The 23,460-nt window shown below is 65.8% G+C and carries 18 protein-coding genes and 1 pseudogene; 6 read left to right on the top strand and 13 right to left on the bottom strand.

Features of this window, described 5'->3' with window-relative positions:
* Positions 1-31: 31 nt before the first annotated feature.
* Complete coding sequence (locus tag K3U93_RS02840; RefSeq protein ID WP_083011634.1) at positions 32-880, top strand: Rv0361 family membrane protein; 849 nt, start codon at positions 32-34, stop codon at positions 878-880.
* A 42-nt stretch (positions 881-922) separates the two neighbouring features.
* Here K3U93_RS02840 and K3U93_RS02835 read toward each other — a convergent pair.
* Together K3U93_RS02835 and fbaA are read right to left on the bottom strand one after the other, a co-directional pair.
* A pseudogene (locus K3U93_RS02835) lies at positions 923-1,966 on the bottom strand (IS110 family RNA-guided transposase); the annotation flags it as partial.
* 323 nt (positions 1,967-2,289) lie between these two features.
* A complete protein-coding gene (gene fbaA / locus K3U93_RS02830) occupies positions 2,290-3,324 on the bottom strand; it encodes a class II fructose-bisphosphate aldolase (RefSeq protein ID WP_083012186.1) in 1,035 nt (344 codons plus the stop codon).
* A gap of 58 nt (positions 3,325-3,382) precedes the next feature.
* On the opposite strand from fbaA, the gene K3U93_RS02825 reads away from it, so the two are divergent.
* Positions 3,383-4,108: a DedA family protein gene (locus tag K3U93_RS02825; RefSeq protein WP_083012167.1), complete on the top strand. Its 726-nt coding sequence runs from the start codon at positions 3,383-3,385 to the stop codon at positions 4,106-4,108.
* Here K3U93_RS02825 and K3U93_RS02820 read toward each other — a convergent pair.
* The 8 genes from K3U93_RS02820 to clpB all read right to left on the bottom strand — a co-directional run bounded on the left by K3U93_RS02820 (position 4,067) and on the right by clpB (position 14,792).
* The gene (locus K3U93_RS02820; RefSeq protein ID WP_083012164.1) at positions 4,067-6,016 is read right to left on the bottom strand and encodes an acetoacetate--CoA ligase; all 1,950 of its coding nucleotides are present in this window, start codon (positions 6,014-6,016) and stop codon (positions 4,067-4,069) included. The genes K3U93_RS02825 and K3U93_RS02820 overlap by 42 nt on opposite strands.
* Positions 6,013-7,134, bottom strand: a complete 1,122-nt coding sequence (locus K3U93_RS02815) for a glycoside hydrolase family 76 protein (protein ID WP_083012162.1) — start codon at positions 7,132-7,134, stop codon at positions 6,013-6,015. The genes K3U93_RS02820 and K3U93_RS02815 overlap by 4 nt, the downstream gene beginning before the upstream one ends.
* A 135-nt stretch (positions 7,135-7,269) precedes the next feature.
* Positions 7,270-7,917: a TrmH family RNA methyltransferase gene (locus tag K3U93_RS02810; protein ID WP_083012160.1), complete on the bottom strand. Its 648-nt coding sequence runs from the start codon at positions 7,915-7,917 to the stop codon at positions 7,270-7,272.
* Positions 7,914-8,786 carry a hypothetical protein gene (locus K3U93_RS02805; RefSeq protein ID WP_139797179.1) on the bottom strand — a complete coding sequence of 291 codons (873 nt, stop codon included), beginning with the start codon at positions 8,784-8,786 and terminating at the stop codon, positions 7,914-7,916. The genes K3U93_RS02810 and K3U93_RS02805 overlap by 4 nt, the downstream gene beginning before the upstream one ends.
* A 33-nt stretch (positions 8,787-8,819) precedes the next feature.
* Complete coding sequence (pyrE, locus tag K3U93_RS02800) at positions 8,820-9,359, bottom strand: orotate phosphoribosyltransferase (protein ID WP_071508745.1); 540 nt, start codon at positions 9,357-9,359, stop codon at positions 8,820-8,822.
* Between the two features lie 78 nt (positions 9,360-9,437).
* Complete coding sequence (gene ttfA, locus K3U93_RS02795; protein ID WP_071508687.1) at positions 9,438-10,301, bottom strand: trehalose monomycolate transport factor TtfA; 864 nt, start codon at positions 10,299-10,301, stop codon at positions 9,438-9,440.
* Between the two features lie 124 nt (positions 10,302-10,425).
* Positions 10,426-12,201 (bottom strand): CocE/NonD family hydrolase, encoded by a 1,776-nt coding sequence (locus tag K3U93_RS02790; RefSeq protein ID WP_083012158.1) that lies wholly within the window; start codon positions 12,199-12,201, stop codon positions 10,426-10,428.
* A 44-nt stretch (positions 12,202-12,245) separates the two neighbouring features.
* Complete coding sequence (gene clpB, locus K3U93_RS02785; protein ID WP_071508744.1) at positions 12,246-14,792, bottom strand: ATP-dependent chaperone ClpB; 2,547 nt, start codon at positions 14,790-14,792, stop codon at positions 12,246-12,248.
* Positions 14,793-15,002: 210 nt separating this feature from the next.
* Here clpB and K3U93_RS02780 point away from each other — a divergent pair, with 210 nt between their 5' ends.
* Positions 15,003-16,154: an FAD-binding oxidoreductase gene (locus K3U93_RS02780; protein ID WP_083012184.1), complete on the top strand. Its 1,152-nt coding sequence runs from the start codon at positions 15,003-15,005 to the stop codon at positions 16,152-16,154.
* Positions 16,155-16,435: 281 nt separating this feature from the next.
* Here K3U93_RS02780 and K3U93_RS02775 read toward each other — a convergent pair whose 3' ends face one another.
* Positions 16,436-17,677, bottom strand: a complete 1,242-nt coding sequence (locus K3U93_RS02775; protein ID WP_083012156.1) for a hypothetical protein — start codon at positions 17,675-17,677, stop codon at positions 16,436-16,438.
* Between the two features lie 1,459 nt (positions 17,678-19,136).
* Between K3U93_RS02775 and K3U93_RS02770 the strand changes: the two genes are divergently transcribed.
* Entirely contained in the window at positions 19,137-20,027 is an 891-nt protein-coding gene (locus K3U93_RS02770) for an aldose 1-epimerase (protein ID WP_083012153.1), read from the top strand.
* An 18-nt stretch (positions 20,028-20,045) separates the two neighbouring features.
* Here the strand turns inward: K3U93_RS02770 and K3U93_RS02765 are convergent, their stop codons facing one another.
* Both K3U93_RS02765 and K3U93_RS02760 read right to left on the bottom strand, forming a co-directional pair.
* Positions 20,046-20,864: a class I SAM-dependent methyltransferase gene (locus K3U93_RS02765; protein ID WP_083012151.1), complete on the bottom strand. Its 819-nt coding sequence runs from the start codon at positions 20,862-20,864 to the stop codon at positions 20,046-20,048.
* Between the two features lie 411 nt (positions 20,865-21,275).
* Positions 21,276-22,475 carry a hypothetical protein gene (locus tag K3U93_RS02760; protein ID WP_083012148.1) on the bottom strand — a complete coding sequence of 400 codons (1,200 nt, stop codon included), beginning with the start codon at positions 22,473-22,475 and terminating at the stop codon, positions 21,276-21,278.
* Between the two features lie 467 nt (positions 22,476-22,942).
* On the opposite strand from K3U93_RS02760, the gene K3U93_RS02755 reads away from it, so the two are divergent.
* Both K3U93_RS02755 and K3U93_RS02750 read left to right on the top strand, forming a co-directional pair.
* Positions 22,943-23,188, top strand: coding sequence for a type II toxin-antitoxin system Phd/YefM family antitoxin (locus tag K3U93_RS02755; protein WP_071508681.1), 246 nt, complete (start codon positions 22,943-22,945; stop codon positions 23,186-23,188).
* Entirely contained in the window at positions 23,185-23,442 is a 258-nt protein-coding gene (locus K3U93_RS02750; protein WP_071508680.1) for a Txe/YoeB family addiction module toxin, read from the top strand. Before K3U93_RS02755 ends, K3U93_RS02750 begins: the two co-directional genes overlap by 4 nt.
* Positions 23,443-23,460 lie beyond the last annotated feature (18 nt).

Genomic DNA, 23,460 nt, shown 5'->3' with positions numbered 1-23,460 from the left:
CCGTTCTTCTCCGGGTCGCTAAGCTCGGCTTATGCCTAATGCACCCGAGCCCGATCGCGGCGGCGCGCCGAGGCGGCCTGGGTTCGATCCGCGCGAACCGGGCCGCGAGCGGGCCCCGGAGCCCGGCGAAGACGAAACCGAGAGCCAGCCTCTGGTGCCCAACGACTCCGAGACCGAGACCGTCGTGATCAACAAGCCCGATCCGGGCGACGATCCCGAGGCGAATCCGCAGGGGCAGCAGCGCGAACGCCGTTTCACGGCACCGGGTTTCGATGCGAAGGAAACGATGGTCATCGCAACCTCCGCGGAGCCCGCCACCGAGGTCTTCGCAACCCCCGGGGTGTCCGGCCCACCAGGGCAGCCCGGGATGCCCCCGAAAGCTGCTGTGCCACAATCGATCCCGCCTCGGGGCGTCAGGAGACTAAGGGCGCCAAGTCAATTCAATTGGGGCTGGGTGCTGGCGATTGTCGTGATCGTTTTGGCGCTGGCGGCGATCGCGATCCTGGGCACCGTGCTGCTGACCCGCGGCAAACACTCGAAAGTGTCTGAGGAAGACCGGGTTCGGCACACCATCCAGGAATTCGACGTCGCGGTGCAGAGGGGGGACCTGACCGCGCTGCGCGGCATCACGTGCGGCACCACCCGCGACGGCTACGTGGATTACGACGAGCGCTCGTGGCAGGAAACGTACCAGCGAGTGTCGGCGGCCAAGCAGTATCCGGTGATCGCCAGCATCGACCAGGTCGTCGTCAACGGCCAGCACGCCGAGGCAAACGTCACCACGTTCATGGCGTACGACCCGCAGGTCCGTTCGACGCGCAGCCTCGACCTGCAATACCGCGACGACCAATGGAAGATCTGCCAGTCCCCCAGCGGCTGACGGTCCGCGTCCATCGTTCGGCGAGCAGTAGCTCCTATGTCAAGCTGCGCTGGGTTGGGTGCGGGCTTGGTAGTCCTTGAGGAGTCGGCGGTAGACGTTGCGGGATATGCGGCGTTTGATGCAGCGTCGTGCTGCGGCTTTGGTTTTTCCGTTGGCGATAAGCCGTTGGTAGTAGGCGTGGGTTTCGCTACTGGTGATGCGGATCTGGGTGAGGGCGATGCGATGGATGGCGGTGTTGATTTGGCGGTTACCCGAGCGGCTTAATCGCACTTGACCTTCGGTGTTGCCTGACCATACCGGGATGGGGGCTATTCCGGCGTGGCAGGCGAAGGCGGCCTCGCTTTTGAACCTGTCCACTGCGGCGGCTTCGCCGACGATTTTGGCCGCGGTCAGCTCTGCGCAGCCGGGAATGTCGAGCAGTGTGGGAGCCACGTCGCGGACCCGCTCACCGAGGCGCTTTTCTAGGGTGTCGATCTCGGTGGTGAGTCGGATGATGTCGGCGAGCTCGGCGCGCGCCATTTCGGCCACCACGCCTGGCTGGGTGTCCAGCCAGGCCGCTAGGGCTTGCTGGTGTTTGATCGCTCTAAGCGCACGCGGTGCTGGCTCGCGCTCGGGGTCGAGCTCGTGGACATGCCAGCGCAGCCGACTGATCGTCGACGTGCGGTGGGCGACAAGGACATCACGGCGATCGGTGAGCAACTTCAACTCCCGCGAGATTTCATCATGGGAAGCGACGGGCAGGTCGGGTTCGCGCAGCACCGCCCGCGCCACCGCCTGGGCATCGATCGGATCGGACTTACCCCGGGTCCGCGCCGACTTACGCACCGCGTGCATCAACTTCGTCGGCACCCGCACCACCTGCTGCCCGGCGCTCAACAGGTCGCGCTCTAGGCGCGCGGACATATTCCGGCAGTCCTCGATACCCCAGATCAGTGCGGTACCGAACTGCTCACGGGCCCATAGGACAGCCAGGGTGTGACCGGCTGTGGTGGCCTTGACCGTCTTCTCACCAAGCTTGCGGCCGACCTCATCAACGGCGACAAAGGTGTGTTTGCGCTTGTGCACATCAGCTCCAACAACAACCATGAAGGTTGCCTCCTTCACTTCCTGGATGGGGGTGTTGAGGTTGGGCCGGTCGGCGGACACATCTCAGTCGGGGCGAATGCCAGGCTCCTATCAAGTCACGCCGGCCGGTCCATCTCACCGGTGCCGGCACTACTGCTCAACGCCAACCCGCAGGCGGCAACACAAAATCGAGCCAGACACCAGTGATCCGGAACCAACCACCACGCGCGGCACCTGTCACGAAGACACGCCCCAACACGGCACACCCACCCTGACACTAAGACGCAAAATCGCACGCGGCGGCGCGGAATTATGCGAGTCTGCGTCTGCTCGCCGAACGAGGATCAGCGGCCAAGGCTCTTCCCGGCGCAGTGCAGGTCGTTGCAGGCCTCGACCACGCGCTCGGTCATGCCGGCTTCGGCCTTCTTGAGGTAGCTGCGCGGGTCGTAGACCTTTTTGTTGCCCACTTCACCGTCGACCTTGAGCACGCCGTCGTAATTGGTGAACATGTGGTTGGCGATCGGGCGGGTGAACGCGTACTGGGTGTCGGTGTCGACGTTCATCTTCACCACGCCGTAGCGCAGCGCCTCCTCGATCTCCGACTTCAGCGAACCCGAACCGCCGTGGAACACGAAGTCGAACGGCTTGGACCCGTCGGGTAGCCCAAGCTTGGTTGAGGCCACCTTCTGCCCCTGGGCGAGGATGTCGGGGCGCAGCTTGACGTTGCCGGGCTTGTAGACGCCGTGCACGTTGCCGAACGTCGCCGCCAGCAGGTACTTGCCGTGCTCGCCGGCGCCCAGCGCGTCGATGGTCCTCTCGAAGTCCTCGGGAGTGGAGTAGAGCTTGTCGTTGATCTCGTTGGCGACGCCGTCCTCCTCGCCGCCGACCACGCCGATCTCGACCTCGAGGATGATCTTGGCGGCCGCGGCCTCCTTGAGCAGCTCCCGGGCGATGGCGAGGTTTTCCTCGATCGGCACCGCGGAGCCGTCCCACATGTGCGACTGGAATAAAGGATCGCCGCCCGCGCTCACCCGCCGCGCCGAGATCGCCAGCAGCGGCCGCACGTAGCTGTCCAGCTTGTCCTTGGGGCAGTGGTCGGTGTGCAGCGCGACGTTGATCGGGTACTTGGCCGCGATCACGCGGGCGAACTCGGCCAGCGCCACGGCGCCGGTCACCATGTCCTTGATCCCGAGGCCGGACGCGAACTCCGCACCGCCGGTGGAGAACTGGATGATGCCGTCGCTGCCGGCGTCGGCGAAGCCCTTGATCGCGGCGTTGACGGTCTCCGAGGAGGTGCAGTTGATGGCCGGGAAGGCGTAGGAGCCCTTTTTGGCGCGTCGCAGCATCTCGGCGTAGACCTCGGGCGTTGCGATGGGCATGGGCTCCTCCTGATGACTGGGTCCACCAAGTATCGCAACACCGGTATGTTGAGACATCGTGAGCACCGCCGTGACGGCCTTGCCGGACATCCTCGACCCGATGTATTGGTTGGGCGCCAACGGCGTCTTCGGGTCCGCCGTGCTGCCCGGGATCCTCGTCATCGTCTTCATCGAGACCGGGCTGCTGTTTCCGCTGCTGCCCGGCGAATCGCTGTTGTTCACCGGCGGGCTGCTGGCCGCGCACCCAAACCCGCCCGCCAGCATCTGGGTGCTGGCCCCCGCTGTCGCGGCGGTCGCGGTGCTGGGCGATCAGACCGGATACTTCATCGGGCGGCGGATCGGGCCGGCGCTGTTCAAGAAGGAAGATTCCCGGTTTTTCAAGAAGCACTACGTGACCGAGTCACACGCGTTCTTCGAGAAATACGGGCCCTGGGCCGTCATCCTGGCCCGGTTCGCGCCGTTCGTGCGGACGTTCGTCCCGGTGATCGCCGGGGTGTCGTACATGCGCTATCCGGTGTTCCTCGGGTTCGACATCGTCGGCGGCATCGCCTGGGGCGGCGGCGCGACGCTGGCGGGCTACTTCCTGGGCACCGTGCCGTTCGTCCACCAGAACCTGGAGAAGATCATCCTGGCCATCCTGGTCATCTCGCTGGTGCCGGCGATGGTCGCGTCCTGGCGCGGGTACCAGGGGCGCCGCCGCGCGGCTCGGGCGGGCGACCGAGAGCCCGACCAAGAGCCCGATTCAGGGCACCCGGCTTCTGCGGTACGCAACGAAAGCGTCTAGCAGCTCCGGCCTGTCGACCGAACTTTGCTGCACGGCCTCGCCGGGGTCCGCCCCAAGCAGGATTCGCTTGATCGGGATTTCCAGCCGTTTGCCGGTCAGCGTCCGCGGCATGCCCGGAACCTGCAGGATGTCGTCGGGCACATGCCGCGGCGAGGCGTGGTGACGGATCTCCGCGACGATCCGCGACCGCAGCTCGTCGTCGAGTTCGACACCGTCCGCCAAGTCCACGAACAACGGCATCCAGTAGCCGCCGTCGTCCTGCTCGACGCCGATCACCAGGCAGTCGCGCACCTCGGGCATGCGCTCCACGGCGGTGTAGATCTCGGCGCTGCCCATCCGGACCCCCAGCCGGTTCAGGGTGGCATCCGAACGGCCGTGCACCACAACGGATCCCCGGTCGGTAATGGTGATCCAGTCGCCGTGCCACCACACGCCCGGGTACTTGTCGAAGTAGGCGGCGCGGTAGCGGCTGCCGTCGGCGTCATTCCAGAAGGACACCGGCATCGAGGGCATGGGCTTGGTCAGCACCAGTTCGCCCTCTTCCCCGATGACGGGGTTTCGGGGGCCGGACCAGGCTTCGACGGCCGCACCCAGGCAGATGCACGACAGTTCACCGGGCACCACCGGCAGGATCGGGCAACCCCCGATGAAGGCCGTGCACACGTCGGTGCCGCCGCTCATCGAGATCACCGGAACCGGCCGGCCGAGCCCCTCTTGCACCCAGCGGAACCCCGACGCCGGTAACGGCGAACCGGTGGAGCCCACCACGCGCAGCGTGTCCAAGGGGTACGACGCGCCCGGCTTCAATTCCTTTTTGGCACAGGCCAATAGGTAGCCGGCGCCGGCGCCGAACACCGTGACGCCGGCCTCGGCGGCGACCCGCCAGAGGCCATCGGTGCCCAAATGCGTTGGGCTGCCGTCATAAAGCACGATGGTGGACTCGACCAGCAGGCCCGACAGCAGCAGGTTCCACATCATCCAGCTGGTGGACGAGTACCACAGGAAGCGGTCACCGGGGCGCAGGTCCAGCTGCAGGCTCAGGTACTTCAGGTGCTCCAGCAACACACCGCCGTGACCGTGCACGATGCCCTTGGGCTTCCCCGTGGTTCCCGACGAGAACATCACCCACAGCGGGTGCGCGAACGGGACGGGCGCGATGTCGAGGGCGGCGTCCGCCTGGACCGCTTTGGCCCACGGCGCGGCGTCGCCGTCGAGACCGAGGCCGAGCCGCGGCACCACGACGGTGGCCCGCAGCGTGGGCATGGCACGCCGGATCTCGGCCAGCTGTTCGCGGCGATCGATGCGCTTGCCGTCGTACACCGAGCCGTCGCTGGCCACCAGCACGGTCGGCTCCACCTGGCCCAGCCGGGCCAGCACGCCGTCGACGGCCAGGTCCTGGTTGCACACCGCCCACACCGCGCCCACGCAGGCGGCGGCGAGGGCGGCGACGACGGCCTCGGCGACGTTGGGCAGGTAGCCGACCACGCGATCCCCCGGTTTTACCCCGACGCCACGGAGATAGGCCGCGAACGCCGCGGTCTCGCGCTCCAGCCGCGCCCACGACCACTCGGTGGAGCCGTCTTCGCCGACGACGATCAGGGCGGGGCGCTCGTCGGTGGCGTGCCGAAATATTTCGGCGGCGTAGTTGACCCTGGCGCCCGGGAACCACTCGGCACCGGGCATGGAACGGTTGCCCAGCACCGCGCGGGGTGGGCTGTCCGCCCGGATGTCGAAGTAATTCCAGACGGCGTCCCAGAACCAGTCGATGTCGTCGACCGACTTCGCCCACAGCGCTTGGTAATTGGCGAACCGGCCGCGGCCGGTCTCGTCGAGCCAGGCCATGAAGCGGGTGAGATTGGCTTCGGCCAGCGTCGCCTCGTCGGGGATCCAGCCGCCGGGCTCGGTCATGTCTCGCTGCCTGCCGTCACGGCGGTGACGTTACAGGCGGCCTCCATCAGCATCCAGCCGGACAGCTGCACCGACAGGTCTCGCTCGGCGGTTTCGGACGCGTTGACCGCGCCCTCGACGAACTGCGCCTTTTCACCTTGCGCGGTGGGCAGCTCCGCGTCGCGGTCCCAAAACGCGCCGAACAGCGGCAGCCCGTTCACCGTTTGCCGGTAGTCCCACGCCGATTTCGCCGACGACAGCACGATGGCGCGGGCGGTGTCGCGGGCCGCGGCGTCGTTTGCCGAGTCGCCCGGCAGCGTGATGGCGACCAGCGCGAGGTACCGGGCGGTGATCCCGGCGAACAGGCCGCCGTCCCCGCCGCCGGCGCCCTGCAGCACCCCGGACGGCGCCATCTGCTCGCCGACCGCGGCGACCAGGCGATGCACCCGTGTCGCGTGCCGATCGTTCCCGGTCCGTGCGGCCAGCTCGGTTTCCAACCCGAGCACCACGCCCTGGCAGTAGGTGTACTGCGCGCGGACCAACGAGCCGGCCTTGATGCCGTCGAACACCAGGTGCGTCTCGGGGTCGATCAGCGTGCGGTCGATCCAATCGGCCATCTGCTCGGCCCGCTTGAGCCGGTCGCCGTAGCGGGCGAGGAAGATGCCCGCCGGGCCGTTGGCCGGGACGTTGAAGAACTGGTCCTGCTTGCGCCACGGGATGCCGCCGCCGTCCTCGGGCACCCACGCCTTGACGAGCTGGTCGGCGAGCTTGGGCAGCGCGCGCCGGCGCTCGACGCCGGCCACCCGGGCGGCGCGTTCCAGCGCCAGCGCCAGCCACGCCATGTCGTCGTAGTAGTTGTTGGTCCAGGAGAAGTTGTTGCGCAGCCGGTGCGACCGGACCTGCCGGTTGATCTTGGCGCGCCGGTCCGGCCGCGGGTCGCGCAGCTGCGCGTCGACCAGGCAATCCAGCAGGTGGGCCTGCCACCAGTAGTGCCAGGTGCCGAACAGCCGGTCCTTACGGGTCGACGGCCAGGCCACCACTCCCAGCTGGGTTCCGGGCAGCGCCCACAGCCGTTTCAGGTGTCGTTGCGCGACAGCGGCTTCGGAGCTGGCCGCCCGGTTGGCCCATAGCTGATCCATACCCGTCGATCCTGCCTCATGCCGTATTCCGTTGAGTGTGTGCTCTGGGCGTTGAGTGCGCGCTCAGGGCGGGAATCCGCGGCGAAGTCCCGCCGCCACTTCACACTCGAAGCCAAGGGCGCACACTCGAAGACGTCACCAGGCGCGAGACAGGTCCGCGTGCTGGCGGATCCAGGCATGCATCGCGATCCCGGCGGCAACGCCGGCGTTGATGCTGCGCGTCGAGCCGAACTGGGCGATCGCCACCGTCAAAGCCGCGCCCGCCCGGGCGTCGTCGGTGATGCCGGGACCCTCCTGGCCGAACACCAGCAGACATTCTCGCGGCAGCTCGGTGTCCTCCAGCCGCGCCGCGCCCGGGACGTTATCCACCGCGATCACGGTCAAACCGGCACCGGCCGCGAAGTCCAGCAGTTCGGCGGTGCTGTCGTGATGGCATAGCCGCTGATAACGGTCGGTCACCATGGCGCCGCGGCGATTCCACCGCCGCCTCCCCACGATGTGCACGGTGTCCACCGCAAAGGCGTTGGCGGTGCGCACCACCGAGCCGATGTTGGCGTCGTGGCCGAAGTTCTCGATCGCCACATGGAGCGGCTGACGGCGCGTATCGATGTCGGCGATGATCGCCTCCCGGGTCCAATACCGGTAGGCGTCGACGACATTGCGAGTGTCGCCGTCGCGCAACAGGATTGGATCATACCGTGGGTCATCGGGGAGGTCGCCCGCCCAGGGCCCGACACCGCCGGCCGCCGGTGTCCCCCACTCAGTGGGGCCGGGTTCGCTCACTTGCCGGTCCACACGCCGGCGTGCGTGCCGTCTACCGCCACGGTCGCATACAGCAACGCGTCGTTGATTTCGCCCTGGGTGCACAACGACGCGTTGACGTGCACCGAGTCCAACGACGCGTCGGGCAGGATCAGCACCGACGACCCGTACGCCGCGCAGGCCGGGTTCAACCCGCGGCCGGGCAAGCTCGGCGATGCGAGCAGCATCATCGGGCCGCCGCGCTTGGCGGAGTCGTCGCGATAGCGGGCCGCGACCGCGTCGGCCTCCAACCCCAGCAGCATGTAGCCGTTGCCGTTGAAGGCGGCCGGGTCGCCGAGCTGCGCATTGGTCACCGGGCTGCCGTCGGCGCGCCAGGCCGACAGGCTGACGGTCTTGACCACCAGGCCGGTGTCGCTGCCGTTGGTCGGCAGCAACCCCACCGGAAACGCCGCCGGGTAGGCCGCCGAGGTGTTCGGGATCCGGTCGCGCGGTGAATAGCTGTACACGCCACGGACCTGGCTTCGATCCTTCAGCGGCCCAAGGCAAACCGTGCCGGTGAGCCGGTCGGGAGGCGCCGACAGCCGCGAGGCGACATCGGCCGTCGCGTCGTCGCAACTGCCCAGCCCGGTGGACTCCATCGGGTGCGCCAGCGCGCCATAGAGCCCGAAGCGAATGTCCTCGGGTTTGGCGTGCGGCGCGTGCGGATCCTTCGGCGACGCGTCCACGTCGATCAGCACATAGTCGCCGTCCCAGCGCAGATTCGACACCGACATGTTCCAGCCCAGCAGCGCCAACGATTCACCGAGCCGCGCGCCCTGCGCGCCATAGACACGGGCGGGATGGCCGGCGCCCGAGCAGCCCACCAGACAGAAGGCCAGGCATGCGGCCATCGCAATGAAAGTGCGCACAAGTGATCCCGCGGCCTAGTCCAGCCCAAGGTCGGCAAGGCCCAGCACGCTGCGGTAGGGCAGCCCCTCGGCTTGGATCACCTCGGCGGCGCCGGTGGCGCGGTCCACCACGGTGGCCACGCCGACCACCTCGCCGCCCGCGTCCCGGACGGCGCGCACCGCCGTCAGCGCCGAGGCGCCCGTGGTGCTGGTGTCTTCCACCACCAACGCCCGCTGACCGGCAACCTCGGACCCTTCGATAAGGCGTTGCAGCCCATGGGTTTTCACCGATTTGCGCACGACAAACGCGTCGATGGGACGCCCGGGCGCGTGCATGATGGCGGTCGCGACCGGGTCGGCGCCCAGGGTCAGGCCGCCGACGACCGCGTAGTCCCAGTCGCTGGTGAGTTCGCGCATCAGCGCGCCGATCAACGCCGAGGCGCGGTGGTGCAGGGTGGCGCGGCGCAGGTCGACGTAGTAGTCGGCCTCTTTTCCCGACGACAGCGTGACCCGGCCGTGTACCACCGATAGCCGCCGCACCAGCTCGGCCAACTCGTCGCGCTCAGTCGCGGCCACGACCACCGCCGGCTCGTGCTACGGGACGCAACATGAGCGACAGTGTACTGACCGGGGATTGGCCCGCCCGGCCCGCTATCAGCGCTGGTAGTTGGTGGCCTGATGGCCATTGCGTCCGGTCGGCGGCGGGCGGCGAATGGCTTCCGTGCGGCCCTCCGCGTGGCCCTGGTCGCGGCGCATCGGCTCGGGGGCGCGGCGGTCGCCGAGCAGCCCGGCCACATCCTGCTGCGCGCGCCTGGGTGGCAACTCCGCGCGACCGGCCGGCGCCAGCGGACGGCTCGGCGACGCGCTGCGAGGTCTCGCGGGCGCTCCCGCCTCCTGAGGAGTCTCCTGGGGCACCGGCGGCAACACCCGCAGCAGGTCGTTGAACTGGCGTATGGTGCGCAGGCCCTCGTCCCATTGGGCGCGCGTGCTGGAGACCGGCATGGCGACCAGCGTCCAGTTCTGCTCGTTCCACATGATCTCGGCGCAGTCGGGTGCGGTGTGCGCGAAGGTGACCATGCGGCGGTCGCAGGCGCGCCGGGCGGCATCCAGGTTGGTGGAATACACCATCCGCGGCCCGATCGCCCCCAGCAGCCAAATGTCGTTCTCCCGCGGCTCTTTGAGTCCCTTGAGCCGCAGGTCGACGACGACGTTGGTGCCCACCTTGCGGTGCAGCGCGATCACCGTAGCGACCTCTTCGAGGTCGAAGATGTACACCGCCTCGCCGCGGATCTGGCCCAGCACGACGTCGCGGGCGGGGACGTCACCCACCGTCGACATCACGCCGCGCTTCCAGCGCTTCAGGATCTCGGTCGATTCACGCTCGTAGTCGAATCCGTGCGACCGTGCCCACGACTTACGGCGCCTGCTGCGCCCGCGGCGTCGATCGATGTCGACGTACAGCAGCACCGCCGCACCGACAAAGCACAGTGCGGACAGCGTGAACCAGAGGGGAACCATCCCACACAGGGTATCTGCTGTTGGGCCGGAACCGAGAATCCGACCAGGTCACAACCGAATTAAGGTTTGCCGCCTCGGTTGCGACCGTCGACGGCCTAAGGTACGCCATCGGCTGGCACCCGCCTCACGACACTGGTTTGACCGGAAGCTGCAGGTACGAAGCATGCGACCCCCCGGTATGGATGATGTGCCGTCCATGGTTGTCGGGGACGACCGTCGCAAGATTCTGCGGCACAGGCGAACCTGTCGAAAGGTTCGGCATCACACCGCCCAAAAGGTTGTAGCCGCTGATGACGAGGCGCAACTGCTCGCCGGGATGAAATGCCAGTCCGACGGGAAACATGTCGATCTCGACGGGAACGATCATGCCGGGCTTGAGTTTCTCGATGCGATCAAAGCTGTGAATGGGCACGGCGTCGGTCGAGGTCGCTTCGTCCAGATGCCGCATGGAAACGCGCAGTCGCCCATTGGAACCCTTGTACTTCAGAATCGCCGCGCCGTCGCGGGTCAGGGTGGCGATGGGCTCGCCATGGTTGGGAACGTTGAACTGCTGGAGGTGCCGGCCGCCGGCGTCGAGCTTCTGCAAGAAGACGAACAGATCCATGTCGTCCCAGCCGTCGGATTCGACCCAGAGCCGCACCTTCGGATAGCCGACGAGTTCGGTTTCGGTGTCGAAGCGGACGACGAAGGACACGCCGTCTCGATCCGCCACCGCGTCGTAACTCGTTGCCGCGGCGCTCGCGGGCGCCTCATCGACCAGAGTCTGGGACCTGCCGTCGAGGTAGTACTTGACGTAGCTGACGTCGTCCGGCGGGAATTCGGCCGCAGGGACGTCGACGCGGTCGTTGCCTTCGAGATCCAGTAGCGAGTAGCGCACCCGGGGGGTGTCCACCCAGCCGTTGTCCTGGCCCTTCAGATAATGGTCGAAGAAGCGAAGCAGGTCGCGCTTGTGCGCCTCGTCGTTGAAGTCGGGCCATTCCATGGTGTTGTGGATGCGCAGCCACTTGTCGGGTGAACCGATCTGGCGCCAGCCACGGAATGTCCCGGGTGTGTGGATCAAGTTTGAGTAGCTGGCGACGACGTAGGCCGGCACCGTGATCCGTTCCAAGCGCGCGATCTTGGACTCCCACAGGTCGTTCATGAGCGGGTAGCGTTGCGCTTCCGCGACGAGGTCCTCTCGCCTGTTCTTGCCGACGTACGACGTCGCCCACATCGCGGGGAAACCGAAATCGGGCATTCCCCCGCGCATGACGAGGTCGCGATAGAGATCGCTCATGCCTTCCCACGGGGCTATCGCGGCCAAGTGCGGCGGCCGCTGCGCCGCGGTGAACCACTGCGAGATCGCGAGGTAGGAATTTCCGCACATGGCGACCTTGCCGGTGCACCAGTCCGCGGCGGCAAGCCACTCGATCAGATCGTGACAGTCTCGGCCGTCCTGCTCCCCGGGGAAGACGCTGTCTCCCTCGCAGTGGTAGACGCCACGCGCGTCCGGGTTGCACACGGCATAACCGTGCGCGCACCAGAACGCGGGGTCGGGCCCCTCGAACTTTCCCAATCCGGAAAGCTGGCTCTGGTCGATTCCCAGGACATTGAACATATTCCGGTTCCTCGGCAGCGTGCCGCCGCTCTTGCCGTAGGGACTCCAGGCGACGATGACGGGCACCTTCTCGGTGCCGACCGGGCGGAACACGTCGACGTAGATCGTCGATCCGTCGCGCAGCCTGACGGCGGTGTCCTTCTCGAACACGATGTCGACGGGGAGCGGATGGAACTGCGGCGTGGTCTGAAAGCCGGCCGGCAGGACCCTGGTACCCGGATCGAACTTGCCGAACACGATCGGGTCGGCCGCCTCGTCGTACCCGGACGCCGGGAGGAAGACCGCCTCTTCGTTGCTCGTCATTGATCGCCCCCTAGCCGGCCCTCACCTCCAGAAAGCGCCGATGCTTAGCCCAGAATCAGCGAGTCACCGTCGGGGCTGACGTTCACCGGAACGGTGTCGCCGTCGTGCACCTCCCCGGCCAGCAACTGCTTGGCCAACTGGTCGCCGATGGCCTGCTGCACGAGCCGGCGCAATGGCCGGGCGCCGTAGACCGGGTCGAACCCGCGCTGCGCCAGCCACTTCTTTGCCGGCAGCGACACCTCCAGCTGAAGCCGCCGCTGCGCCAGCCGCTTGTCGAGTTGCTGGAGCTGGATGTCGACGATCTGCACCAGTTCTTCGGGGTCCAGGCCGTCGAAGATCAGCACGTCGTCGAGCCGGTTGATGAACTCGGGCTTGAACGCCGAGCGCACCGCCGCCATCACCTGCTCCTCGCTGCCGCCCGAACCGAGGTTGGACGTCAGGATGAGGATCGTGTTGCGGAAGTCGACCGTGCGGCCCTGCCCGTCGGTCAGCCGGCCCTCGTCGAGCACCTGCAACAGCACGTCGAACACGTCCGGGTGTGCCTTTTCGATCTCGTCGAACAGCACCACGGTGTAGGGCCGCCGGCGCACCGACTCGGTCAACTGTCCGCCGGACTCGTAGCCGACGTAGCCCGGAGGGGCACCGATGAGCCGGGCCACCGAGTGGCGCTCGCCGTATTCGCTCATGTCGATGCGAACCATCGCGCGCTCGTCGTCGAACAGGAACTCGGCCAGGGCCTTGGCCAGCTCGGTCTTGCCGACGCCGGTGGGGCCGAGGAACATGAACGCCCCGGTGGGCCGGTTGGGGTCGGCGACGCCGGCCCGGGAGCGCCGCACCGCGTCAGAGACGGCCTGCACGGCCTTCTTTTGGCCGACGACGCGGCGGCCCAGCTCGTCTTCCATGCGCAGCAGCTTGGCGGTCTCGCCTTCGAGCATCCGGCCGGCCGGGATGCCCGTCCACGCCGACACCACGTCGGCGATGTCGTCGGGGCCGACCTCCTCTTTGAGCATCACGGCTTCGCGGGCCTGCGCCTGCGGCAGCGCGGCGTCGAGCTTCTTCTCCAGCTCCGGGATGCGCCCGTAGCGCAGCTCGGCGGCCTTGGCCAGGTCGCCGTCGCGTTCGGCGCGCTCGGACTCCCCGCGCAGCGTCTCCAGCTGTTCCTTGAGCTCGCGGACGGCGTCGATGGCGTTCTTCTCGTTCTGCCAGCGGGTGGTCAGCTCGGCCAGCTTTTCTTTGTGGTCGGCCAGCTCGGCGCGCAGCTTCTCCAAGCGCTCCTTGGACGCCTCGTCTTCTTCCTTTTCCAGCGCCATCTCTTCGATCTCGAGCCGGCGCACCAGCCGCTCGACCTCGTCGATCTCGACGGGCCGCGAGTCGATCTCCATCCTTAAGCGCGACGCGGCCTCGTCGACCAGGTCGATGGCCTTGTCCGGCAGGAAGCGGGCGGTGATGTAGCGGTCGGATAGGGTGGCCGCGGCCACCAGCGCGGAGTCGGTGATGCGCACACCGTGGTGCACCTCGTAGCGGTCCTTCAGCCCGCGCAGGATGCCGATGGTGTCCTCGACCGAGGGCTCACCGACGTAGACCTGCTGGAAGCGCCGCTCCAGCGCGGCGTCCTTCTCGATGTGCTTGCGGTACTCGTCGAGCGTGGTGGCGCCGACCAGCCGCAGCTCCCCGCGCGCCAGCATCGGCTTGATCATGTTGCCGGCGTCCATCGCGCCTTCGCCGGTCGCGCCGGCGCCGACGATGGTGTGCAGCTCGTCGATGAACGTGATGATCTGCCCGGCGGAGTTCTTGATGTCGTCGAGCACGGCCTTGAGCCGTTCCTCGAACTCGCCGCGGTACTTCGAGCCGGCCACCATCGACCCGAGGTCCAGGGCGACGACGGTCTTGTCGCGCAGGCTCTCCGGCACGTCGCCGGCGATGATGCGCTGGGCTAGGCCCTCCACGATCGCGGTCTTGCCGACGCCGGGCTCACCGATGAGGACCGGGTTGTTCTTGGTGCGACGGGAGAGCACCTGGACGACGCGCCGAATCTCGTTGTCCCGCCCGATGACCGGGTCGAGCTTGCCCTCCCTGGCCCGCTCGGTCAGGTCGGTGGAGTACTTCTCCAGCGCCTGGTAGGTGGTCTCGGGATCGGCGCTGGTGACCCGGGCGCTGCCGCGGACCTTGACGAACGCATCCCTCAAGGCCTGCGGCGAGGCGCCGTGTCCGGTCAGCAGCTTGGCGATGTCGGAGTCGCCGGTGGCCAACCCCACCATCAGGTGCTCGGTCGAGACGTACTCGTCGTCCATCTCGGTGGCCAGCTGCTGGGCGGTGGTGATGGCGGCCAGCGATTCGCGGGACAGCTGCGGTTGCGAGCTGGCGCCGCTGGCCTGCGGCAGCCGGTCCACGATGCGTTGCGCTTCGGCGCGGATGGTGGCGGGCTCGACGCCGACGGCCTCCAAAAGCGGCGCGGCGATCCCGTCGTTCTGTGTCAGCAGCGCCAACAGCAGATGAGCGGGCCTGATCTCCGGGTTGCCGGCGGCCGAGGCCGCCTGCAGGGCCGATGTCAGGGCCGCCTGCGTCTTGGTTGTCGGGTTGAAAGAGTCCACGACACCTCCGTTCGAGTACTTGGGGAAAATGCTTGTCGCGATGTTCAACGCCGTCAAGGTTGAGTCTGTTCCGCTCAACTTACAGCAGTTTCCTGCCGGCGGTTGGGCCGCGTGCCGGCGCGGCTCGCCGAACGTGTACCCACGGCGACTTTCGGCGCCGATTTTCGCACTGAGTGCACGCTCGGCGACGCGTTCCTAGAATCGAGCCCCGTGAGCCTCGAGGACCGGGACGCGTTGCGGGTGCTGCGCGACGCGTTCACTCCCGACCTCGTCCACCGGTTCTACACCCACTGGTTTGCGCTCGACGTTTCGGTACGCGACCTGTTCCCGCCCGAAATGGACGGCCAGCGAGCCGCTTTCGCCCACGCGTTGCACTGGGTCTACGGCGAACTGGTCGAGCAGCGCGCCGCGGAGCCGGTGGCTTTTCTCGCCCAGTTGGGCCGCGATCACCGCAAATACGGTGTGCTGCCCAGCCATTACGACACGTTGGGTCGCGCGTTGTATGCCACGCTGCGCGCTCACCTGGGCGGTTCCTGGACCGATGCCGTCGACGCGGCGGCGCGGCAGTCGCTCAACCTGATCACCGGCGTGATGAGCGGGGCCGCCGACGCCGACGAGGGTCCCGCCTGGTGGGACGGCACGGTCGTCGAGCACATGCGGGTGTCGCGCGATCTCGCGGTGATTCGGCTGCGGCTGGATCGCCCGATGCACTATCACCCCGGCCAGTACGTCAACGTCCACGTTCCGCAGTGCCCGCGCCGCTGGCGCTACCTGAGCCCCGCGATTCCGGCCAACCCGGACGGCGGGATCGAGTTCCATGTCCGCCTGGTTCCCGGCGGCCTGGTCAGCACCGCCATCGTCAACGAAACCCGACCCGGCGACCGGTGGCGGTTGTCCAGCCCGCACGGCGGCCTGCGGGTCGACCGGGACGGCGGGGACGTGCTGATGGTGGCCGGTAGCACCGGCCTGGCGCCGCTGCGGGCGCTGATCATGGACCTCAGCCGGTACGCGGTGAACCCGCGGGTGCACCTGTTCTTCGGCGCTCGCTACCGCTGCGAGCTCTACGACCTGCCGACGCTGTGGCAGGTTGCGTCGCACAATCCGTGGCTGTCAGTTTCGCCGGTGTCGGAGTACAACCGCGACCCGTCGTGGGCCGCCGACTATCCCGACGTCACGCCGCCACGCGGCCTGCACGTGCGCCAAACCGGCCGGCTGCCCGACGTGGTGACCAGATACGGCGGCTGGGGCGACCGACAGATCCTGATCTGCGGCGGACCGGCCATGGTCCGCGCCACCAAGGCCGCCCTGATCGCCAAAGGTGCTCCGCCGGAACGCATTCAGCACGATCCGCTGTCACGTTAGGTGGACTTCTCGGTTGCGTGGGGCTGGTTGGTGACGGTTCATCGGGTCGTCCGGGGCGGCGTAGCCGTGCAGAGCGGGCATACTTTGTGCGCCTTATGGATTCGCCTTCCTTGCGCTTGGCTCGGCCCGACGTCACCGCAAACTACCTTCTCCTCCAAAGGATTCACACCTGCTAGCGAATGTCCATGCTGGGCGTGCAGCGAATCGGCCCCCTTCCACCAAGGGAAGGGGGCCGATCGCCGTTGGCGGTCACCGGCTCGCATCGGCGACCTCCAGCGGACTCAGAGCAACCTGAGGATGTTCGAGATCAACAGCCCAATATCGCTTGCCAACTGTCCGCCGAGGTTGCTCAAGATTGACGGGAGATTCGACAGGACCGATGGGATGCTTTGCAGGACTGCAGTCAATTGACCACTGATGCTGTTAATGACAGGAGTCAGCGATGGCCACCCATTGATCAGCTGGTTGACGAAGTTCTGGAGCGCGGTCGCGAGGCTGCCGCTGCTCATAATGGGCTGGGCCCCGGGTGCCTCGATTTCCTGCGCGAGACCCGGGGAGACCGTGTTCAACATGATGTTGAGGAGACCGTTGACCGATCCAACTTTCCCCTTAAACGCGAGACTGCTGAGCAAGCCACCGTTGGGGCCGAGAGCGGGACTTGCCGAAACTCCATTGAGGACGTCGTTCGTGATGACGCCAGGTGTGTTGAGAAGGTTGGTCAGCGCCCCGATCGGGTCCCCCGCACCCCAAGAGTTAGAGACCGCTTGAAGGCCGGTACCCAGCCCCTTGGATCCTAAGTTGGTGAGATTGAGAGTGTATTGCGCAAAATCCGGCACAGCGGTAAGGCCGAGATAGTCCGTCGCGTTGGCGAGATTTTGCGTTATGTATGCGGGGATTTCCAGGGTTCCTTCGAGTGGTTCAGTGATATCTATGAATGGTGTGGTGACCACAGCGGCGAAGAGGTTGGGTATTCCAGTCGCGATGTTACCCGACGTGAGGTCGGTGAGCGCCGTCTGCAGCAGCGGGCCAAAATTGCCGAATTGAGGCGAGGTAAAGTAGCCGACCGCGTTGCGCGCAGAGGTTTGGAAGGCCCCTACATAGTCGCTCGCATACTGAATTCCGTTCCCCACGAGCTGCTGCAAGACCGGGAAAGGAACCTTGCTCCAAGTGTTGAAAATATACTGCAGGTTGGTGCCTGCATTCTGGAAGGTGGTTTCCCATGTCTGGACGATCAGGTTTTGGGTGATCGGGCTGACGACATTGCCGAGGAGGCTCGCGGGCACCGCGGCCGCGCTTGCCCCGCTTGCAAGCGACGCAAGTTGGCTCTCCACGCCGGAGAACAGATCCATCACGCTGGTCGCGGCGTCGGTGAGGTTGATGTTCGACACGCTCACCTGGGGCAAGTGCTGGGCCAGGTGAAGATCGGGTAGGTGCTGGGCTGTGGGGCCCGCGGCAAGGACAGCGGCGCCGGCCAAGGCGACTCCAGCGGTGATGTGGGGGCGGGCTGCGAGATCCACGACCATCTCCTTTATGCATTCTGAATAATGACGAGCTAAACGTACCCGTCAATTATTTTGAGCGAATTGTGGCAACAAGATGGACAATTAACTGTGACGCTATGTATATGCAGCAAAATCTGCCCGAAGCGCACGGGAAACTATTACCCGACTGAGGCGAAATGGACGGCCCCGGCACAATCAATTTATTGGCCGTATTGGAGCGGAGTGACGGAGCGTTGCCGGGCGTCGACAAAGCCATGATGTGAGCGTCGCGATCGGCTCACATCATGGCAGTTAACTCGTCTCAGCGTGGCGGTGGATTTCACCGCGCAGCAGCACAGTACGGTACCGCGAACTGGCGGCGAAACATTCCTAGGGGCTTGTCCGTACTCCCTCCGGCATCAGGGAGGTAATCGTCGGTGCCTTGAGAAGACGACCACGGAGCAGCAGCGCATGCCAGACCAGACAGCGCCTGGGTGCGCTTGTGGCACAAGCCAATACCGATTACACCCGGCGACTCACCACAAGCGCGCGCCTGGGACAAAGCCACACCACACACACCACCGATCTTGGGGTGAATCGTAAACAGTGCGCACGTAGGTGGCTCCGGCGGTGACGGGCGGAGTGATCAAAATGGGTCGGCCAACTCGGAGCAGCAGTGGGCTCAGTGGGTGCGGGATGGGTTTTCGTCGCTGGTCGACATCGGGCTGTTGCAGATCAGATGACCGGAGAATGAGGTGCATCGCGATGTCATCGTGCGCTGCTTGCTGCGGCAGGTCTCAGCGCCTCAGGTGACGAGCACCGCCGGGCCGCGTTGGTGTCGGCGGTGAAGCGCTATCGCTCAGCAAACACAAGAGCGCTCACCATGCACTCGCGAACAATTGCATTGCCTGGGGCGGTAGCTATCTTGAGTGCGGAGGCGGACGCGGGCGGTGTGCTACCGATGAGTACTTTCATATTGAATGATCAGTGCGGTGGATGAAGTTCGCTGTAGAATACCTTGTAGCACATTTAACAGGTGTTTCTCTGCTTCGCGAGTGTTGCGGAGTCCGCGTTCACTGAAGCGATCACCCAAAGCCGATCGAAAGTCCCACGAGCCTAAGTTCTTGACGGGTATGTGCAGCTCGTCGGCCTGTCTGACGTCGACTCCAAACCGAGAAAGTCGACACCTTCCCCGCCCAGCGCTAACTCGACCATGTGGGTCTTGGCTTCGGCGTCGGTCACCGACTTCTCGCCTGCACCTTCTCGTCTCGCTAACCGAACCCGCCGAGTTCGGCTGGCAATCAGCCTGTTTCGAGCCAGGGCACCCGGCGACAACCTAATGGATCGATGCTCGGACGGGCACGACATCCCATCAGCGTTACAGGCCACCTCACCACCACCCGGGCACGATCTAACTCTTGGTGTGCTCATCGGGGCGGCAGCTCGGCTGATCAGCCTCCTTCGACGAACGGCAAGTACCAGGCCCCATTAGGCTGGCCGCGTGCACGTCGTCACCCTGCGCGACCCGTCGTCGTCGATGCGAGCGCATTTCGTACCGGAGGCCGGCATGATCGGCACGTCGCTGACCGACTCGGGCGTGGAATTGCTCGGGCAACGGCGCGGGCTGGAGGCCTACGTGACGGCGGGCAAGACGATGGGGATTCCGATTCTGTATCCGTGGGCAAATCGGTTGGGCGGCAATACCTTTACCGCCGAGAACGAGACGGTGACGCTGAAGGCCGGCGAAAACGGCGTCCGCCCCGACCCCAACGGGTTGCCCATCCACGGCATACTGGCCGCCTACCCAAGCTGGCGGGTGACCGCAGAGTCGGCCAACGAGCTGACCGCCGAGGTGGATTTCGGTTCGGTCCCAAGGTTGTTGGCCAGCTTCCCATATCCGCACACGCTGACGGTGACCGTGCGGTTGGCCGACCGGACGCTGACGGTGCGCACCACGATCACCGCGACCGGCGACAAGGCCGTCCCGCTGTGCTTCGGTTTTCATCCGTATCTGCGCGTGCCGGATGTGGCCCGCAGCGAATGGATGATCGAGACACCGCCGCTGCGGCACCTACGCCTCGACGAGCTGGGGCTGCCCACCGGCGACACCTCCGAGCAGCCGGCTAAAACAGAGCCGTTGGGCGACAAGGCTTTTGACGACGCCTACGATCGGGTGGCCGATGGCGCGGTGTTCGCGGTGTCCGGCGGCGGCCGACGCCTGGAAGTGCGCTTCGAACGGGGATATCCCGCGGCGCAGATCTTCGCCCCGCCGGCCGAGGACGTGGTGTGCTTCGAGCCGATGGCCGCGCCGACCGACGCGCTGCGCCGCGGCGGCTACCGGTGCGCGCGTCCCGGCGAGCCCGCGGTCGCCCAGTTTTCCATCCGTGCTTGAACGCGCCCTGCCATCCATCTATGTGACGAGCCGGAACAGGTTGAGCTTGTAGCCGTTGACGATGGCGGGAAAGACCCGGGCCAACAACGGTAGCCCGTAGCGGTAGCGCGCGGGCCAGGTGTCGGCGACCTCGGGTTGCGGAGTGGCGAATGTGCGGGTCTCCAGCAGCCGATGCCCCCACCGCTCGATCTCGCGCGGGTCGTCGCAAACCCATTGCATCCGAGCAGCCACCGCGTGCATTGATCCGTTGCGGTGCTGATTTCGCACCATCACCGCGCCCGCGGTGTCGAAGGCGATCAGAGCCCCCTCGAACCGCCGGGCGAGCTGCGAGAGCGCGGTGCGGACTTGTTCCTCGGTCAGATACATGAACACGGCTTCGCAGACGAACAGGTACGGACCGGGCCCATCTGCAACGGTGTCGAACCAGTCGGTGTCGAGCACCGAACCCGCCAGCATCGTGCGCCGCGGCCAGTCGGCGAAGAAGCGTCGGCGCAGCGCAATCGTGTCGGGAAGATCAAGATCGAACCACCGGACCATACCGTTGTCGAGCCGATCGAACCGGGTGTTCAGCCCAGTGCCGAGTTCGACGACCGTCGCAGCCGGATCCTGGCTGAGGAACCGGCGCACCCATCCGTCAAGGATCGCCGACCGAAGCACGGAACCGGGCAGCGAGGGGCCGCCGAAACGGGTGAAGTCGTAGTCGAGGCCGTCGACCAGCTCAGCCGCCCGCCCGTCGTTAAGCACCGGATGACGCAGGGCGGCGTCACGGGCCCTGCCATACAGCGGAATCAGCAATGTCTCTTGCACGTGGCCCAGCTCGGGCGCGATCTTGATCATCCGGCGTTACCTTCGTTCCCATTGATCCAAGCGAAAAGCTTTGGTGCGGCTCTCTCGCCAGCTGCCTCGGGCGTCAGCATCACGGGTCGCTGGCCGCCAGACAGCGCTCATCTGATGACTCCCGCCCGTATGTGCTTGCTCCCAACGACGTCAAGCATGAAGCCAGCGGATCCCGGTTACTTGTACCGATCCGTCGTATCCGCAACCTGGGCCCGCGTACGTGCATGGGCTCCGCCAGCCAGCTACAACGCCGAGGTCCAGTCGGCCAGCAAGCTCGAAACCAAATTTCGTTGCTCTACTCGCCTGAACGTACCGACCAGCCGCAATCGGCCCCCTCCGCCAAACCGGCTCGCGGAGGGGGCCAATCGCCGTTTGGTGGTCACCGGCTCGCATCGGCAACCACCAGCGGACTTAGAGCAACTTGAGAAGGTTGATGAGCAACGTCCCGAGCTGGCCGACAAACCCTCCGACCGCTCCGGCGAAGCCGCTCAACGCCGACGGGAGGTTCGACAGGAGCGATGGGATGTTTTGCAGCAGTGAAGTCAAATCGCCAGCAATGTTGCTGAGGGACGGCCAGCCGTTTGTCAGCTGGTTCACGAGGTTCTGGAACCCGACCGTGAGGCTGCCGCCGCTCATGATGTTCTGGGCACCGGGAGCGACGATTTGCTTCGCGAGGAGCTGAGGGACCGTCTCCAACAGCGCCGTAAGCCCGCCGTTTTTAACAGAAAGCAGCCCCTTAGCGGGGTTATTCGGTATCCCATTGAGGAATCCATTTGCCACTGCGCCAGGAACGTTGAGCAGGTTGTTGATCGTTCCCACCGGATCCCCGGCGTTGAACGAATCGGAAACCGCTTGGAGAGCTGTACCCATTGCGGTCGAGGTTTGAATGGGCACACTAAGCAGGAGCGAGGCGCCAAGGTCCGCAATACCGGTGGTTGTGAACGTGTTGGTGAAGTTCGCAATGTTCGTCGCAATGTTGGCGGGGATCTGCAGAATGCTTTCAAGGGGCAGCCCGAATTCTTCGAGCGGGAACAAATAGAAGGCGTCGAAGAAGTCAGATTGGGCGGCGGTCCAACTGCCCGCGGCAATGGAGCTAAACGCTGATTGCAAAAGCCCACTGAAACTGGACGCGCCCGTTCCCGCATAGAAGTTCACGGCGTGGTTTGCGACGGTTTGTAACGGCTGCACATAGTCGACGCCGTACTGCAGAAAGTTGGCCGCTACCTGCTGCAGGACCGGGAAGGGATGCAGCATGTAGCTGTTATAAAGGCCTTGAATGTTTGTGCCCGCCGTCTGGAAGACGTTGACCCACGTCTGGAGGGGAAGGGGCAGCGCGGCGGGGTTGATGAAGTCGGTGAGCGCGGCCGCGGGCACCTCGGCTGCGGCCGCTCCGCTTGCGAGGGACGCGAGTTCGTTTTCCACGCCGGAGAACAGGTCCAGGACGCTGCTGGTGTCGGTGAGGTTGATGCCGGAAACGCTCACCGGGGGGAGGTGTTGGCCCAGGTGAAGGTCGGGTAGGTGCGGGGCCGTGGAGCCGGCGGCGAGGACGGCGGCGCTGGCCAGGGCGACTGTGGCGGTGCTATGGGGGCGGGCTGCGAGGTCCACGACCATCTCCTTTGATCGATTAGTCGAATTCGGATGGTCAGAAAGTAGCTGAGAAGAACCTGAACTTCGGGCGAGTTGGGATGAGATTGGTCAAGTCGGTCCCGCATACATCGGGCTGTGCAAACTATTCGATGTGAAGGAACCAATGCTCGTAGACGTTTTAAAAAGCCTGGAGTTACCCCCCCCCCCGAATTTTAGTTCAGGGTGAAACTACCGATAAGCTATCGCTGATCTATATTTGCTCAACTCCGTGCGGTGCGCAGCAAACCCCTCGATACAGGCCCCTCGCAGCTCTCCAACCAGGCTTATGCCCGAGCACATTGCATAGCCCGATCACTGAGCAGCGGGCCAAGCGCGACCCACGCCTGCCGTGAATTCCTGCGAGCCCACCATCTGATGGTCGAAGCGGAAAAGTCCATACAAGTGGAGCCCCAAACTGGTACAATATCTTGTACCAGTTTGGAGGAGTCAGGGTGGCGATCACCGCGTCCGAGGCACGCAAGAACTTATTTCCGTTGATCGAGCAGGTCAACAACGACCGCGTCCCGGTGGAGATCAACTCCCGCCGGGGTGATGCGGTATTGATCTCGCGCGCCGACTACGAAGCCCTGGAAGAGACCGCGCACCTGTTGCGGTCCCCCGCCAATGCCCGTCGGCTGCTGGAAAGCCTTACCCAGGCGCAGCGTGGCGAACGCGAAGAGCACACGTTGTCCCGGTGAGGCTGGTCTTCACGCCTCTCGGATGGGCCGACTACCAGTACTGGAGCACAACCGACCGAGGGACACAGAAGCGTATCAACCGCCTCATCGATGACACCTTGCGTGATCCGTTCGCCGGGATTGGCAAACTTGAGCCGTTACGCCACGCCTTCGCGGGCGCCTGGTCACGGCGCATCAGCGAGGAACACCGCTTGGTGTACCTCGTCGATGGCGATGACGTCGTGATCGTGCAGGCCCGGTACCACTACACCTGAGCGCAGGTAGAGAAACTC

Source organism: Mycobacterium malmoense, from assembly GCF_019645855.1.
GTDB lineage: Bacteria > Actinomycetota > Actinomycetes > Mycobacteriales > Mycobacteriaceae > Mycobacterium > Mycobacterium malmoense.
This window is presented reverse-complemented; position numbering and strand designations above follow the sequence as displayed.